10 protein-coding genes are annotated in these 17,499 nt (G+C 42.8%); 7 read left to right on the forward strand and 3 right to left on the reverse strand.

Going from position 1 to position 17,499, the window contains the following annotated elements; genetic code table 11:
• The first annotated feature begins 129 nt into the window (after positions 1-129).
• On the forward strand, positions 130-1,362 hold the full coding sequence (locus ACEN82_RS13975; RefSeq protein WP_413320039.1) for an alpha/beta hydrolase-fold protein: 1,233 nt from the start codon (positions 130-132) through the stop codon (positions 1,360-1,362).
• Positions 1,363-1,377: 15 nt separating this feature from the next.
• On the opposite strand, the gene ACEN82_RS13980 is transcribed toward ACEN82_RS13975, so the two are convergent.
• Together ACEN82_RS13980 and ACEN82_RS13985 are read right to left on the reverse strand one after the other, a co-directional pair.
• Positions 1,378-1,749: a DUF779 domain-containing protein gene (locus ACEN82_RS13980; protein WP_413320041.1), complete on the reverse strand. Its 372-nt coding sequence runs from the start codon at positions 1,747-1,749 to the stop codon at positions 1,378-1,380.
• A 115-nt stretch (positions 1,750-1,864) separates the two neighbouring features.
• Positions 1,865-3,367, reverse strand: coding sequence for an aldehyde dehydrogenase family protein (locus ACEN82_RS13985; protein WP_413320043.1), 1,503 nt, complete (start codon positions 3,365-3,367; stop codon positions 1,865-1,867).
• A 154-nt stretch (positions 3,368-3,521) separates the two neighbouring features.
• On the opposite strand from ACEN82_RS13985, the gene ACEN82_RS13990 reads away from it, so the two are divergent.
• The gene (locus ACEN82_RS13990) at positions 3,522-4,454 is read left to right on the forward strand and encodes an AraC family transcriptional regulator (RefSeq protein ID WP_129568699.1); all 933 of its coding nucleotides are present in this window, start codon (positions 3,522-3,524) and stop codon (positions 4,452-4,454) included.
• A gap of 105 nt (positions 4,455-4,559) precedes the next feature.
• Here ACEN82_RS13990 and ACEN82_RS13995 read toward each other — a convergent pair whose 3' ends face one another.
• A complete protein-coding gene (locus tag ACEN82_RS13995; RefSeq protein ID WP_413320045.1) occupies positions 4,560-5,204 on the reverse strand; it encodes a redoxin domain-containing protein in 645 nt (214 codons plus the stop codon).
• A 517-nt stretch (positions 5,205-5,721) separates the two neighbouring features.
• Here ACEN82_RS13995 and ACEN82_RS14000 point away from each other — a divergent pair.
• The 5 genes from ACEN82_RS14000 to ACEN82_RS14020 all read left to right on the forward strand — a co-directional run bounded on the left by ACEN82_RS14000 (position 5,722) and on the right by ACEN82_RS14020 (position 17,465).
• A complete protein-coding gene (locus tag ACEN82_RS14000) occupies positions 5,722-7,380 on the forward strand; it encodes a L,D-transpeptidase family protein (protein ID WP_413320047.1) in 1,659 nt (552 codons plus the stop codon).
• A 363-nt stretch (positions 7,381-7,743) separates the two neighbouring features.
• The gene (locus ACEN82_RS14005; RefSeq protein ID WP_413320049.1) at positions 7,744-10,917 is read left to right on the forward strand and encodes a SusC/RagA family TonB-linked outer membrane protein; all 3,174 of its coding nucleotides are present in this window, start codon (positions 7,744-7,746) and stop codon (positions 10,915-10,917) included.
• Between the two features lie 5 nt (positions 10,918-10,922).
• Positions 10,923-12,548: a SusD/RagB family nutrient-binding outer membrane lipoprotein gene (locus ACEN82_RS14010; protein ID WP_413320051.1), complete on the forward strand. Its 1,626-nt coding sequence runs from the start codon at positions 10,923-10,925 to the stop codon at positions 12,546-12,548.
• 247 nt (positions 12,549-12,795) lie between these two features.
• Complete coding sequence (locus ACEN82_RS14015) at positions 12,796-16,023, forward strand: VCBS repeat-containing protein (protein WP_413320053.1); 3,228 nt, start codon at positions 12,796-12,798, stop codon at positions 16,021-16,023.
• Between the two features lie 104 nt (positions 16,024-16,127).
• The gene (locus tag ACEN82_RS14020) at positions 16,128-17,465 is read left to right on the forward strand and encodes a vanadium-dependent haloperoxidase (protein WP_413320055.1); all 1,338 of its coding nucleotides are present in this window, start codon (positions 16,128-16,130) and stop codon (positions 17,463-17,465) included.
• Positions 17,466-17,499: the final 34 nt, after the last annotated feature.

Raw genomic sequence — 17,499 nt, forward strand, 5'->3', positions numbered from 1 at the left:
TTTTCGGTCCTTTTTTTAAACGAAAACAAGCTCCAAATTATTTCCGTCACGCCAACGACAACATTCGTCACATTTAATTCTGAAGGTCATATTGTTGCTGTACCATTGAATCATAAAATCAACAGCCACATGAAAAAGCTTATCCTGATACTCATTCATCTTACCATTGCATACCTGTTGAAGGCGCAGCCACCACAGCAACCTATAGTTTTGGGGAGGGTGGATACCATTTATTCCAACATCCTGAAAGAGAAACGACCACTTTGGGTTTATACGCCAGGATATGATACCAACTACTTTTCAAAACCGGAATTTCCGGTTTTGTACGTTTTAGATGCCGATGATCATTTCATGTCGCTGGTTACTATGATCAAAGAACTTAGCGCAACTGCAGGCAATACGGTGCTGCCGCAAATGATCATAGTTGGCATTTTGAATACACCCGGAAATCGTACCCGGGACCTTACGCCTACCAGCAGCGCTATGGACAAGTCATCAGGCGGAGGGGAAAACTTTGCCGCCTTTATGGAAAAAGAACTAATCCCATATATCGACAAAGCATATCCAACTGCTCCCTATCGCACCATGATAGGTCATTCGTTGGGAGGATTAACGGTGATCAATTTATTATTAAAACATACACAGGTTTTTAATGCCTATGTGGCTATAGATCCCAGCATGTTTTATGACAACGATAATTTACTTAAACAGGCAACTATTATCCTTAAGCAAAAGAATTTTGGCGGTAAAAAGCTTTTCCTCGGTTTTGCCAATACGATGAATGCAGGTACGGATACTATACAAGTAAAAAAGGACACGGCCGAAATATCACACCATATCCGGTCGATCATGAAACTGGCTGATGATCTTTCTGTCAATAAAACCAACAATCTGCAATGGGCTAAAAAGTATTATCCCGATGACGATCATAATTCTGTTTCATTCAATGCTGAATATGATGCCTTACGGTTTATTTTCAAAAACAACCGCTTTCCGCGAAACCAGCCTTATAACCAATATTTTGATAAACAGTATAATGCCGTGCAGCTAAGACAAATGATAGATGCCCATTACAAAATGATGTCCGCTGAAATGGGTTACACCGTACGCCCTCCTGAGCCGGAGATGAATGGCATAGGCTACGCGTTTTTGCAACAAAAAGATTATGAAAAGGCGGCCATGTTCTTCCAGGTCAATATAGATAATTACCCGAAAAACTTCAACGTTTATGACAGCATGGGCGATTGTTTTTTAGCCCGTGGGGATAAAGCAAATGCTGAAAAGTATTTTAAGAAAGCTTTATCAATAAAGTATACTAAAGAGATCATGGATAAGCTGGATAAGGTGCAGGCAGAGCAATAAGAGATTTGGAGGGGGCTAATCTATAAAACTCACCGGTTCTAAATCTTTCAACTCTTCTTCAGTGAATAACCTTGAATGGATCATGAACCTAAAACCCGTCGGTATTTCTATCGAAAAACTTGAACCACGGCCTTTGGTAATATCGAGCTGGAGCTGGGTATGCTGCCAGTATTCAAACTGGTCCCTACTCATCCAAAATTCACAGTCATCCACCTCTCCTATTTTCACGTCGCTGCCGCCGAGTTTAAATTCGCCCTTTTCAAAGCACATAGGCGATGAGCCATCGCAGCAACCACCACTTTGATGGAACATCAGGTCGCCAAAGCGGGATTTGAGTTCGGCTATCAGCTTTGAAGCTTCGGGGGTTATGGTTACTCTTTTGATCATGTCTTCAAATTTCGCGCGAAGAAGCAAATAAGTAAAGAAATATTCAAACACATAAAGACTTACGAAGTTTCAGAAACTTCGCAAGTCTGGGGAACGGGGGGAATTAAAGCCGGGATTAAAAAAATCCCAGCTTGTTCTTATTATATGAGATCAGCATGTTTTTTGTTTGACGATAGTGACCAAGCATCATTTTATGGTTTTCGCGACCAAAACCTGATTTTTTATAGCCGCCGAACGGCGCATGTGCAGGATATGCGTGATAATTATTTACCCAAACCCTGCCGGCCAGTATTGCGCGGGGCACCTGGTAAAGCTCGTGCGCATCGCGGGTCCACACACCGGCACCCAATCCGTACAGTGTGTCATTGGCTATCGCGATAGCTTCTTCAGTAGTTTTGAACGTAGTTACACAAGCCACCGGACCGAAAATCTCTTCCTGGAAAATGCGCATTTTGTTATTGCCTTTAAATAACGTAGGCTGGATATAATAGCCGCCTTCCAGCTCACCGTCAAGCTTTTTAATCTCACCGCCGCAAAGTACTTCAGCACCCTCTTCCTTCCCAATTTTTAGGTACGATTGAATTTTTTCGTACTGGTCGTTAGATGCCTGTGCGCCCATCATTGTGGTGCCATCTAAGGGATTGCCCATAATGATAGCATTAGTGCGTTCTATCACCTTCGACATAAATTTATCGTAGATATTTTCGTGCACCAGGATCCTCGACGGACAGGTGCAAACCTCGCCCTGGTTAAGGGCAAATAATACTGCGCCTTCAACAGCTTTGTCAAAAAACTCATCATCGGCATCGGCTACCGATTCAAAAAAGATATTTGGTGATTTTCCGCCCAGTTCCATCGTAACCGGTATGAGGTTTTCAGATGCGTACTGCATAATCAAGCGGCCGGTTGTGGTTTCGCCGGTAAAAGAAACTTTGGCAACCCTTGGAGATGAAGCCAGTGGCTTACCTGCCTCCGGACCAAAACCGGTGATGATATTTAAAACACCCGGCGGCAAAATATCCTGGATTAATTCCATCAATACCATAATGGATGTTGGTGTTTGCTCGGCTGGCTTCACCACGCAACAATTACCTGCAGCAAGCGCAGGCGCAATTTTCCAGGTAGCCATCAACAGCGGAAAATTCCAGGGGATGATCTGTCCTACCACACCCAATGGTTCATTTAAACAAATACTTACGGTATATTCATCATGCTCGGAAATCCCACCTTCTTCGGCACGGATAACACCGGCAAAATAACGAAAATGATCAATCACCAACGGCAAGTCGGCAGCGCGACATTCACGAATGGCCTTTCCATTATCGATGCATTCTACAACGGCTAAAAACTCCAGGTTGGCTTCAATAACATCGGCTATTTTATTTAATAGCGATGCCCTGTGTGCGGCTGAAGTTTTGCCCCATGCCGGGAATGCGGCATGAGCGGCATCAAGAGCCAGTTCAACATCTTCCTTTCCAGATCGTGCAGCTTTAGTGAATACTTTGCCGTCGATAGGCGAAACGTTATCAAAATATTCGCCTTTAACCGGCGGGACAAATTTTCCGCCGATAAAATTGTCGTATTTATCCTTGAAGGATGGTTTAGAAACAGCGCTCATAATTTTTATGGTTTTTTGGTAACACTAATGTAGAGCTACCTTGCTGTAGGGCATTTGCATTATGTTCTCAAATGATAGCACAATGGTCGCATTTTTTGCACCCGCTTGTTAATCAGGATAAGTATGCCTAATTTGGTATAAATTATAAACGGCTATGAATAACAAAACCCTGTTATCTCCACTAAGCCTCTCACACGGAAAAGAACTGAATACCCTGGTTGAAAACCGCAGGGCTTATACCATGAACCATTGCGAACTCAACGTTTTTGAAACTTTTGAGCGCAGCGAACTGGTGCCCTTAACTTTTAGCGACCTGGTAATAACAAGCATGCTGCGCGGCAAAAAAGTGATGCACCTGTTTGATAAACCGGGGTTTGATTATCTCCCCGGTGAAACCGTTATAGTACCGCCAAATATTACGATGAAAATTGATTTCCCGGAGGCTACTATCAACCAGCCATCACAGTGCACCGCTTTGGCTATTAACCACCAGGAAATTACCAATACGCTTGATTTCTTAAATGAGAATTACCCAAGGGAAGATAAGCGGGTTTGGCAGCTGAACTATAACCAGTTCCACTTTTTTAATAATTATGAGCTGGCACAGCTCATTAATAAACTCATCCGCATCAGTACCGGCGACGCGCTGACCAAAGATGTGCTGGCTAACCTCACTTTAAAAGAATTGCTAATCCGCATTATGCAGATGCAAAACATTAACGAGATCAGCGATAACCTGCATGAGTTATCAAGTAGCAGCCGATTTGCCTATGTACTGGAATACATTAGGGTGCATTTAAGCGATAAGCTTAATATTGATGCATTGAGCCAGATGGCCTTTATGAGCAAAGCCAGCTTTTTCCGGGCGTTTAGGCACGAGTTGGGGATTTCGCCGGTTGACTATATCATTAAAGAGCGCCTGCAATTAGCTAAGCAGCTCATGAACAATCCGCATAACAGTATCTCTGAAGCCTGTTTTAAAGCCGGGTTCAATAACCTTAACTACTTTAGCCGCGCATTTAAAAAGATAGAGGGCATTACGCCAAGTTATTACAAGGCCAGGCTGCGGGGTGGGCACCTGAATTAACAGACTTATAAAGATATTATTCGGAAGGTAAGAAGCAATCTTATACGTGCTCTCAGTAAACACTTATAAGATTGCTATTGTGTAAGGCGCTTAACCTTCTGGTGTTTACGCCGATCTGCGGCTATTACTGATCAATGCTGATTCATAAACAGTGCTGATGATGTCTTCGGCAGAAAAAGTACCCAGGAAATCCCAGTCGATATGGCTGTAGATAACCTGTTTTGATGGTTCAATAATATAGGTGGCCAATAACGGCGCGTTTTCGTCAATGCCCGAAAACCTGTCCCACACCGGGTAATCCTCAGAATACACCCTGAATTGCTGTGCAATTTCTTTATCAGCATCGTGATAAAAATTAAGGGTGAGGCTTTGTTCCCACGCCCATTTTTCAAGATCTTCGGTACGTTCGTCACTAATGATAAGCAGGTTGCCGCCGCTTGCCTTAACCTCATGCTGCAAATTATTCAGTTGTTTAAGCTGCGCCAGACCTTGCTGCCCCCAATAGCGCGAATAAAAAGAAATAACCAGCGGCTTATTTAATAAATTCCTTTGCGAAATAGGGCCATGTGTTTCGGCGCCATTGTAAAATTGCTGCCAGCGGCTATAATCGTTACTTAACTTAAATTCAGGGACCAAATTGCCCGCTTTTACAGGATGTAATGATTTCAGCTTACGAAACTTAAGATCGGGTTCGGCAACAACTTCAAGCAGATCGAAAAAAGGATATTTATTATTATTTGTGGTTTGCATTTTAAAATAGATTTATGATGTTATGGATAGTGTTTTAAGGTAATTGTAGTTGAGCTTTATTGTTCAACAACAACGGCATAATCCATAAATTACCCGGTAACGCATGAGCAAGCCCGGCGGGATGGTGCTGCTTAATTGTTTATTGCTGGATGTGTTCATAAAAATATATTAATTGAGGTCAGTAAATTTAAAGGTGCGTAACAGCTTATCTGAGGTGGAGAGAATTTCAACAACAGCAACATATGGGCATGTACATTTCGCCCCGGTTTTGAGCTGATGTGTATTTATTACTGCTGATTAAACTGTTGCCCGTCATCTGTTTTTGAATGTTACATGACAAATATACTATAATATCTATAAACTTAGTAGAATTTATTGAAAAATATTTCTCAATCCTTTTTATCCTCAAAATACCTTGTCTCTTATTTGGCATTTTATATCGGCTAACATTCAATGCCCTTCCCTTTCTAAAAACAAAACCTTGTAATTTGCGTTCCGTATAACTAATAAATTAGCTATGCAGAACAGGTTGAAACCGCAATATATTATCGTATTTGTTTTAAGTGTTTTAGTCCTTTCCAACTGCAAAAACAACAGAAAAAAACATCACAATTATATAGCTGATTCCCTAAAAAAGAAAATGGTTAAAGAGTGGACGAAAACCATTCCCGGTAACTTTAGTGATCAAACTGAAGTTGTATTTGACAGTACCCGTATCGTCACATTTCTTCAAAAGCACCCCGCTTTGGCTCCCTATGAGCAGGATCTGCGGAGTTTTTACCGTAAGCGTAAATTCGCCTATGCATGGTACGAAAAAGGCACTTTAATTGAACAGGCCGGTAACCTGAACGACAGGCTGATGAACCTGCAAAACGAAGGCATATATAAAGGTATACCCTATCAAAAAGATTTAGACTCACTGATATTTGACGATCATTCAAAAACAAGAGTCAAAAAGCCTGATATTGGCACCGAGTTAATGCTCACTGCCCAATATTTCGCGTTTTCAAAAATGGCTTTCCGGGGTATGAGCGATTCGGTCAGCCGTTCGGTAAACTGGTTCCTGCCGCGCAAAAAGATAGCATATGATGATTATCTGGATACGCTCTTAAAAAAACCTTCGAAACAAAGCCCTGCTATAAGCGAGCCGGTATACCGTCAGTACGACCTGCTAAAAAGTTTCCTGGCCAAATACCGCCGGCTTGATGCCCATGAGAACTGGGAGCCAATTATTATCAGCAAAAAACTCAAACCCGGCGACTCGTCGGCTGTAGTTGCCAGTATAAAAGCCCGCCTATATAAACTGGAAGATTTTAAAGGCGATACGCTCAACAATAAGTTTGATGACGAGTTCAAAGCAGCCATAACCCAATTCCAGCTCAGGCACGGCCTTAGCGCCGATGGCTTACCCGGTCCCGGAACTATGGCCGAAATGAATGTACCGCTCAAGTCGCGGATCAAACAGATCATTGTAAACATGGAGCGCTGCCGCTGGCTGCCTGTAAGTTTAACTACCGACTATCTCGCTGTGAATATCCCAGAATTTAAACTGCACGTTTACCATGCCGATAGCTTATTATGGAGCTGCAATGTGGTGGTGGGAGAAAAAGTACATCAAACAGTAATATTTTACGGCGAAATGCAGTACGTGGTATTCAGTCCTTACTGGAACCTGCCCGAAAGTATTGTGCGCAATGAAGTGTTGCCGGCCATGAGCAGCAACCCAAATTATCTTAACGAGCATAATATGGTCATTACCGGCCGGGAAAATGGACTTCCGGTAATTCAGCAAAAACCCGGACCGGCAAACTCTTTGGGGCTGGTAAAATTCCTGTTCCCTAATAGTTACAGTATCTATTTGCACGATACGCCTTCAAGGTCGTTGTTTGGCGAATCGTCCCGGGCGTTTAGCCACGGCTGTATCCGCGTTGGCGAACCGGTAAAACTGGCTTCATTTCTTTTAAAATACGACAGCACCTGGACAACCTCCCGCATTAATAAAGCCATGCATCTCGGTAAACAACAGCAGGTTACACTCAAACAAAAGATGCCTGTATTTATAGCCTATTTTACCGCCTTTACCGACAGGAATAACCGGCTCAATTTCCGCAAAGATATTTATGACCGCGACGAACAGCTTGCATCCATGATCATGTCAGGCAGCGGGCAATACTAATCCACTTCTTACTAATCTCTTTTTTTCATACAGCAGTTTAAAATACCGGTAATTAATAATTGCAAAATATTTTTCATGGGTTTGTAGGCAATCACTAAAATTTAATTGTCCTCACTTTAAATCACTAAGGTGCATCCCTACAAAGGATAGTTTTCCTTTAGCACAGTGATCATTAACCAAACTATATGACATTATTAATAAACCCAGGAAAACTGATGCCTATGTAAAAAAAGCTTACTCTCCCCGCTACAGGCGATAATTACCCGGAGGGAATTACTGCCCCGAAAAAGATTTTTGAATGTTTATAACTGCGTTGTGCTTCCAGGGCGCTTCGCTATTAACTCCCTTTAAATTCAATAAAATATGAAATTTTTCAAACACCCGGTGGGTGTACACAGGCCATGGGTATCACAATCCCTCAACCTGTGTAAATTTGCCCTTGCAGGTATGGTGCTCTTGAACGTGCAGGCTTCGGCTGCTGAAGCGCCAAAAGCAAATGCTAAATCAAACTATAATTTTAACTTAAACTTCGCTAAACTTACAGGTAAGGTTGCTGACGAAAAAGGCGAACCACTCGTAGGCGTAAGCATCAGGATCAAAGGTACCACCACCGGTACTCAAACTGATGCAAACGGTAACTTTACACTTGATGTACAACCTAACGCTGTATTAACTTTAAGCTACATAGGCTATGCAACTGTAGATGTAGCGGTAGGCGGTAAATCAACTATTACCATTACCCTAAAATCAAACACTAACCTTAATGAGGTAGTAGTAACGGCTTTGGGTATTAAAAAGGAAGAAAAAAAATTAGGTTACGCTGTAACAACAGTAAAAGGCGACCTGCTTGATAAAGCTAAAGAAACCAACGTTGCCTACTCGTTAGAAGGCCGAGTTGCAGGTGTGAGCATTAGCGGTGTTAGCGGTGGCCCGGGTTCATCAGCTCGTATTTTATTACGTGGCGTTACCAGCGGCGGCGCGGGCTCTCCATTATTTGTAATTAACGGCGTACCGATGGATAATACCCAACGTGGTTCATCGGGCGAATGGGGCGGTGCCGACTACGGTGACGGTATCAGCAACATAAATCCCGACGATGTTGAAACTATTACCGTGTTGAAAGGCCAGTCGGCATCTGCGCTGTATGGTAGCCGTGCATCAAATGGCGTAATTTTGATCACCACTAAGGGCGGCAAGAAAAATTCAGGCTTCGGTGTTGAATTTAATACCAACTACCAGGCCGATAAAGTTAATAACACAACTGATTTTCAAACCACCTATGGCCAGGGACAACATGGCGTAAAGCCTGCCTCCGTTGATGGTGCGCAGCAATCAAGCCGTTTAGCATGGGGTTCAAAACTGGATGGTTCTTCAACTATACAGTTTGATGGCAAATCGTATCCTTACTCCGCAGCAGGTACCAATAACCTGCAAAACTTTTACCGTACAGGCAACACTTATACTAATACCGTATCATTTGATGGTGGTGGCGAAAACGGAGCCTTCCGTTTGTCAGTTTCTGATTTGAATGCAGGTTCAATTATACGCAACAGCAGTTTAGGCAGGAAAACATTCAACTTAAACGTAAACCAAAATGTTACATCGAAGTTGAACATAGCTGTGGTTGCCAACTATTTGATCGAAAATTCAAAAAACAGGCCAAGCCTGAGCGACGGTCCGGGTAACCCTAACAACATCTGGTTCCTTGCGCCAAACATCAATCAATCTATCTTAAGCCCGGGCATAGCGGCTAATGGCTATGAACAAGTATGGACAGATGACCCTTATGTTACCAACCCTTACTTCGCGGCCAACAACTTTATAAATAATACCGGTCGTAAGCGTTTAATATCTTCGTTAACTGCTCGTTATAACTTTACCGATTGGATTTACGCGCAGGCGCGTTTAGGTTATGATAACATTAACGATAGCCGCTTTAAAGTTACTCCTACCGGCACTGCTTATTACACCGGTTTAATGGGTGGTTTGGATGAGCAATCAACCGCGCAAAGCTTTGAGTTAAACGCCGACGGTTTAGTAGGTGTAAAACATACTATTGTGAAAGATTTACTTGCTTTTGACTTTTCGGCAGGTGCCAACATTCGCAAAAACCAGTACGAATACACAAGCTTAAGTGGTGGTCCGTTTACACTGCCATTCTTCTACAGCTATAGTAACGTAAGTGTTAAAAACGCCGCAAACTATCAATTCAACAAATCAGAAGTTCACTCAGCATATTATACGGCCGATTTCAACATTAAAAGCTTCCTTACTTTGAGCACAACCGGCAGGTATGATGCTTATTCAAAGCTTCCGGCTAATAACCTGAGCATCTTTACGCCTTCGGTTTCAGCAAGCTTCCTATTTTCAGATCTGTTGAAGCTTCCTACACTTGATTTTGGCAAACTACGTGTATCATATGCTAAAACCAGTGGTGAGCCTGACAAAGCGTACAGCACATCGGCTTACTATAACTTAGGCAATCAAATCAACGGTACTACCATTGGAAATTACTCGCTCGATTTGTATAACCTTAATTTAAAACCATACACGCTTGACGAGTTGGAAATTGGTACAGAGTTGAAATTCTTTAACGGTCGTTTAAGTGTCGACGCTGATTACTTTAGCCGAAAAACACATAACGAACTGTTGCGCAGCCAGCTTGACCCGGCAGCAGGGTTCAACACCCGCCTTATAGGTACACAATCATTCCAAAACCGCGGTGTAGAAGTTGAGATTAAAGGTACCCCTGTACAAACTTCAACTTTCTCGTGGTCGCCGTCAGTTAACTTTACTTATGTTAAAAACAAAGTGTTAAAAACAGACGACTTCGGTACTACACAAACCTTAGGTACTTACAGGCCATTGAATGCTAACCTTGCTTATGTTGTTGGCTTACCTGGCCCTCAAATTATGGCTAACGATTACAAACGCGATTCGGGTGGCAACATTATTTTTGATGCAAACGGTTATCCTGAAACCACGGCCCGTATCCCAATGGGTTCAACCGTACCAAAAATATATGGTGGTTTAAACAACGACTTCAGCTACAAACACTTCAACCTGTCATTCCTTGTTGATTACCGTTTCGGTGGCAAAATTCTGTCTGCAACCAATGCTTACAGTATCTTCCGCGGTTTAAACAAAATCACTCTGGACGGACGTGAAGGCGGCGTGGTTGGTAAAGGTGTTACCGAAGCAGGTACTCCAAATACAAAAAGTGTTGACGCGCAGGACTACTACCAAAAAGGTTTATACAATGTTTCAGCACTTAACGTGTTAAACGGCGATTTTATCAAATTACGCCAGGTTACTTTTGGCTACACCTTTACCAGCAGTTTCCTGAATGGATCACCATTCAACGCCATCACGGTTTCTGCAGTAGGTCGTAACCTTTGGACTATCATGAAACATTCTGATAACATCGATCCAGAATCAGGCTTCTCAAACAATATCAACTATGCAGGCATTGAAGGCACCAGCTTACCCGCAACCCGCACATTCGGTATTAATGTTAACTTTAAATTTAGAAAATAACGGAGATGAAAAAGAGACTTATATATAGTGGCCTTTGCCTGGCAGCAACGTTGTTTACAACAGGTTGCACCAAGGACTTCACTAAGATAAATACCGACCCCAACGCTACGACAGCCGATCAGTTTAATCCAAACTTTTTGCTGGCCCAGGCACAATTGAATTATTCGCAAACGGGTTACTCACAGCTGCTGTTTCAAAGTATGTGGACACAGTCATTGGCGTCAACATTCAGCTACTATGGCAACGGAGATAAATACCAGCAAAGCGGATCGTTTAACGATTACATAGGTCGCGTTTACAGCGAAGGTTATGGTGCTGAAACCTACGTAGAGGAAATAAAAAATCTAACCAAAGGCAAAACCGGATATGACAATCTGAACAATATTGCCACCATTATGAAAGTATTGATTGTACAACGTATAACAGATACTTATGGTGATGTGCCTTACTCAGAAGCAGGCCAGGCTAAACAAGGCGTTTTCTTCCCTAAGTTCGATAAACAGCAGGCTATTTATACAGCTATGTTAACCGATCTCGATGCGGCCCTAACCGCTTTGAATTCAGCCAAAGACAAGCCAAGTTCTGATTTATTTTATGGCGGCGACATTGACAAATGGAAAAGATTTGGTTACTCATTAATGGTACGCGTAGCTATGAGATTAACTAAAGTTGACCCGGCGACAGCTCAAAAATATGTTGAGAAGGCCGCTGCGGCCGGTACTATGGTAAGTATTGATGATAACGCGAAAGTAAAAACCGATTATGCTGACAATTATGCAAACGCTATAGTTAACGCTTTATTAACTGTGGATGATTTTCGCGAAGTACGCTGGTCAAAAACCCTGATCAGTTTTATGAAATCAACAACAGATCCTCGTGTTAGCGCGATTGCCGAAATTGCTACAGGTAATGGTAAAAAAGCAAATGAAACCGAAACCGTAGCAGGTGATAACAGCTATTCAAAACAAATTGGTTTACCAAACGGGCTGGACTTAAACGGCGGTTCTACCGATGTAACTACCGATCCGAATTATCCAGGAGCAACGCCTGCTGATCCAGCTGTTGAAAAAGATGCCCCCGCTCCGTTGGGTAAATATTCACGTCCGCGTTTACAGGTTTATTATACATCATCAAGTAATATTAACCCGGTTGACAGAAGCACTATCAATATGCTTTTAACTTACGGCGAAACTGAACTATTATTGGCCGAAGCAGCGACAAGGGGCTGGAGCGTAGGCGGCAGCGCGGCTACACACTATGCTAACGCCTTAGCTGCCGATATGAAGTCAATAGCGCAGATTAATACAGCCGCCACTATCAGCGACGCTGCGATAACTGCGTATGTTGCCACCCACCCGCTTGGTGCATCAGCTTTGCAGCAAATTAATACCGAATATTGGGTTGAAACTTCAACACTATTTATGTTCAACGAAAATTGGACAAACTGGAGAAGATCAGGTTTCCCTGTCTTAACCCCAGTTAAATATCCATCTCAGTTTGATACTGAGATCCCGCGTCGTGTAATTTATCCAATTACGCTCCAATCAACAAACCCTAATGGTTTGGCAAGCGGAGTTCAATCATTATCTGGTGGTGATAAATTTTCATCACGTGTATGGTGGGATAAATAATACCCCTATATAATTCACTTTAAAAACAAGGCTATGGCTTCATAGCCTTGTTTTTTGGTTTTTACAACAAAAAGGATTAATAATCCGGTGGCAATTATCAATACAAATAAGTAAATTTAAATCCCCCTGCGGCCCGGAAAAATAAAATCTGTTGATAATGTGTTGTTCTTCTCCCCTCGTTAATTTCAAACTTAAAAGGTTAAACACTTTTACATTTTGTACTGTTGCGCTGTTTACATTACAAAGTATGCGCGGTAATGCGCAGCAACCGCTTTTTAAGCTGCTTACCCCCGAAGAAACCAGTGTTAAATTCCGCAATGACCTGGTTGAGGACGAAAAGCTCAACGTGCTCTCCTATGAGTACCTGTACAATGGCGGCGGTGTTGCCGTTGGCGATATCAACAATGACGGCCTCGAAGACCTATTTTTTACCAGCAACCTTGGTCAAAATAAACTGTACCTCAACTTAGGGAACCTTAAATTTAAAGACATTACCCAGCAAGCCGGCAGCGGCCTCGCCGGCAGGCCCGGCGACTGGAAAACCGGCGTCACCATGGCTGATGTTAACGGCGACGGTCTCCTGGATATTTATGTATGTTACTCCGGCCTTGGTGATAATGCCAAACGCCGCAACCAGCTTTTCATCAACAAAGGCAACAGCAAATTTGTTGAAATGGCCAAACAATACGGCCTTGATGATCCGGGCTATAGTACCCAGGCTGTATTTTTTGACTATAATAACGATGGCAAGCTGGATATGTTCCTGCTTAACCATAACGTTAAAAAAATCAGCAACCTTGAATTTGCACAGGCCAAAGCCGAAACCGACGAATTGGCCAGCAATAAACTTTTTGAAAACCAGGGTGGTCATTTTGTTGATGTATCCAAAAAAGTGGGCATCATTCAAAATCCCCTCACCTTTGGCCTTGGGGTTGCCATAGCTGATATGAACAAAGATGGATTACAGGATATTTATGTAACCAACGATTACAACGAACCCGACTACCTTTACATAAACAACGGAAACGGCACTTTTACCGAGGATAGTAAAAAGTGCTTCAAACATTTGTCACAATTTTCAATGGGGGTTGATATCGCCGACATCAATAATGATGGCCTTCCTGATATGATGACGCTTGACATGCTGCCGCCTGATAACCGGCGTCAAAAGCTGTTGCAACTACAGGAAAACTATGAATCGTTTGAGCTGATGCTGAACCAGAACCTGTACAAACAATATATGCGCAATATGCTGCAGGTTAATAATGGCGATGGTACTTTCAGCGAAATCGGTCAGCTGGCAGGTGTTTCCAATACTGACTGGAGCTGGTGCCCGCTTATTGCCGACTTTGACAACGACGGCTACAAGGATATCTTCATCTCCAACGGTTACTTCCGCGATTATACCAACAAGGATTTTTTACGATACTGGGGCGATTATAAGCTAAAAAAAGCTATGAACCGCGAACCATTCCTGCTCATGGACCTGGTTAAAGCTATGCCTTCTACTACCCTGTCAAACTATATTTTCCAAAATAATCATAACCTTACCTTCACCGATAAAAAACAAGATTGGGGGATCAATAAAGGTGGCATTTCCAGCGGCTCTGTTTATGCCGACCTTGATAACGACGGCGATCTTGACCTGGTTACCAATAATATCAACAGCGAGGCTTCCATATTACAAAACATGACCATGGAAACCGGCAAAAAGAACTACCTGGCAATAAACCTTAAACAGCCGGAAGGAAATACCAATGCCATAGGCTCAAAAATATTTGTATATAGCGGTAAGCAAGTACAGTACCAGGAGGTTAACCCTAACAGGGGATATCTTTCATGCGTATCCACAGTTTTAAATTTTGGATTGAGTGACCAGCAGCAGGCAGATTCAGTACGGATCATCTGGCCCGATCAAACATCGCAATTGCTTAGCAATGTTAAAGCAAATCAACGCTTAAACATTACCTATAAAACAGGCAATCCTGTATTTAAAACCAATGGAAAAGCCATTACCAAATCTGTTTTTAGTTTAGCTAAACCGATTATTGATTATACTCATACCGAAAATAGCATCAATGATTTTAAGCGCCAGCCTTTGATGCTGTTCATGAGCTCAAAAACAGGGCCGGTGATAGCCAAAGCTGATGTAAACAAAGATGGTCTTGAGGACCTATTTATTGCCGGTGATCAGAATACACCGAGCAAGATATTTATTCAAAAAGCAGGCGGCAATTATGCCGTTCAGGAGATATCGGACGTTAATAAAGAAAACACATCAGCAGCGGCGTTTTTTGACGCCAATGGCGATAGTTTTCCCGATCTGTACATAGCCAAAGGCGGCTATTCACTATTAGAACCCGGCGCCAATGAGCTGCAGGACAAGCTTTATCTAAACGATGGTAAAGGCAATTTCAGCTTTTCAAGCACCTCCCTCCCGATATTAACCGCCAGCAGTAAATCATGTGTACGCCCTTGTGATTATAACAACGACGGAAAAATTGACCTGTTTGTCGGATCAAACGTTACACCGGGTTCTTATCCGTCTGCACCAAAAAGCTACCTGCTTACCAATACGGGCAGTGGTCATTTTGAAATTACCGATGCACCATTTACAGGCATAGGTATGATCAAAGATGCTCAATGGGTCGACTTGAATGGCGATGGCCGTAAAGACCTGGTAGTATGCGGCGAATTTATGTCCATCATGGTATTTACCAACACCAAAGCTGGTTTTGTTGATGAAACAGTCAAATACTTTGACCATCCCGTTAGCGGTTTCTGGAACACGCTAACCATTACCGATGTGGATAGCGATGGCAAGCCTGATATTATTGCTGGCAACCTTGGCGAAAACACACAGATCCATGCCAGCCAAACAGAGCCCGCCGAAATGTATTTTGCCGATTTTGACGGCAACGGCTCAATCGATCCGTTTTTTAACTTTTATATACAGGGCGTAAGCTACCCTTTTGTAAGCCGCGACGAATTGAACGACCAGATTTACCCGATGCGTAAAAGGTTCGCTTCATACAAAGCTTATTGCGATGCTACCATGAAAGATATTTTCACGCCCGAAGAGCTTGCTAGAGCTACTAAGCTTACAGCTAATGAGGTTGCAACATGCCTGTTCATGAACCGTGGTGGAAAGTTTGTAAAAGCCGAGCTGCCGTTGCAGGCCCAATATTCATCGGTATCAGAGATCCTCACCGGCGATTTTAATCATGACGGTAAAACAGACTTCCTGCTGCTGGGCAACTATTCAGATAACCGCCTGAAATTGGGAAGCTTTGATGCAAATTATGGCTGCCTGCTTACCGGCGACGGGAGAGGTAATTTCACATATCAAAGCCAACCGGTTGCAGGGCTATCAGTAAACGGTGACGTAAAATCGGCCACGGAAATAAAAATAAACGGCGCAAATTATGTAATGATAGGGGCATCGGGCCAGGCTTTGCAGTTTTATAAGTACTGAGTTTTAAGTAACAAGTCTAAAGTCTGGAATCGGGAGCTTTAGTGTGTTAGAGAACTATTAGCTTCTGCCTTAATGCTTGAAACTCGAAACAAAAATTAAAACAGATGATCAAACAAATATCCATATTATTTTTAGCGCTGATAAGCACAACAGCCTATGCGCAAAAGAATAAAAAAAACATTCTTCCGTACCTGCATATAGATCAGGCTGTAAACGCTATTTCGGCGGTTATGATCCATGATGTTGTAAACCCGCCCGCAGCCTCCCGCTATTATGCTTATGTAACCCTGGGGGCTTATAATTTGGTTAGTCTCAACAATAAACAGGTAATACCGGTTGACAATTTCATCAAAAGCTACACACTGGATAACCAGATCAGCATCCCGGCCGATAAGTACGATTATCGCATAGCCGCTATGTATTGTATACTGGAAACAGGAAAGCAGATGCTCCCATCGGGCTTTATGCTGCAGGATGATGAGGATAAGTATGTAGCCCTTCTTAAAGAGAACGGCGTAACCGAAGATGTGATCAAACAATCAATAGCAGCTGCCATGGAAATGACTGGCAAGGTTATTAATTATTCCAAATCAGATAATTACAACAAACTGAGTGGTCGGCTCAGGTACTCACCTATAAAAGGCGGTAAAAACTGGTTCCCAACCCCTCCAATGTACATGGAGGCCGTTGAGCCTAACTGGAAAACCATTCGGCCTATGTTTATCGACTCCTCTAACCAGTTTGTGCCTATAAGGCCCGCCGTATTCAGCACTGACAGCACCAGCGACTTTTACAAGGAAGCATATGCAGTTTACAAGGTATCCAAAAACATGTCGGCAGAGCAGATCATGATTGCCAACTTTTGGGATTGCAACCCTTTTGCTGTCACCACATCGGGACACATGATGATCGGTTTTAAAAAAATCAGTCCGGGTGGGCATTGGATGAACATTGTCGGTATTGCCGTAAAAAAAGCCGGGCTTAGTTTTGATAAATCGATACAAGTAGCAACGCTGGTAGCCATGACCGAAATGGATGCATTTATCAGTTGCTGGGACGAAAAATATCGCAGTAACGGCATCCGCCCCGAAACCTATATCAACAAATACATTGATATTAAATGGGTACCCATGCTGCAAACCCCGCCATTCCCGGAATATCCAAGCGGCCATGCCGTATTGTCAAATTCGTCGGCTGGAGTATTAAGTTATCTGTTAGGTGATAACTTTGCTTACACAGATGATTCGGAAATCCCCTATGGTGTTGGCCCCCGCGATTTCAAATCATTTAAGCAGGCTGCTGAAGAGGCTTCTTTGTCCCGTTTTTATGGCGGTATTCATTTTAATGATGCCATTGTTAACGGCAATCAGCAGGGGCGCGATGTGGCAGCAGCGGTTATTAAAAAATTAAAAACAGCCGGAATAAACTATTTGGGTAAATAAAGCATAGTTAAAAGTGAACTGCTTTTTAACTATA

The organism is Mucilaginibacter sp. Mucisp73 (assembly GCF_059491465.1).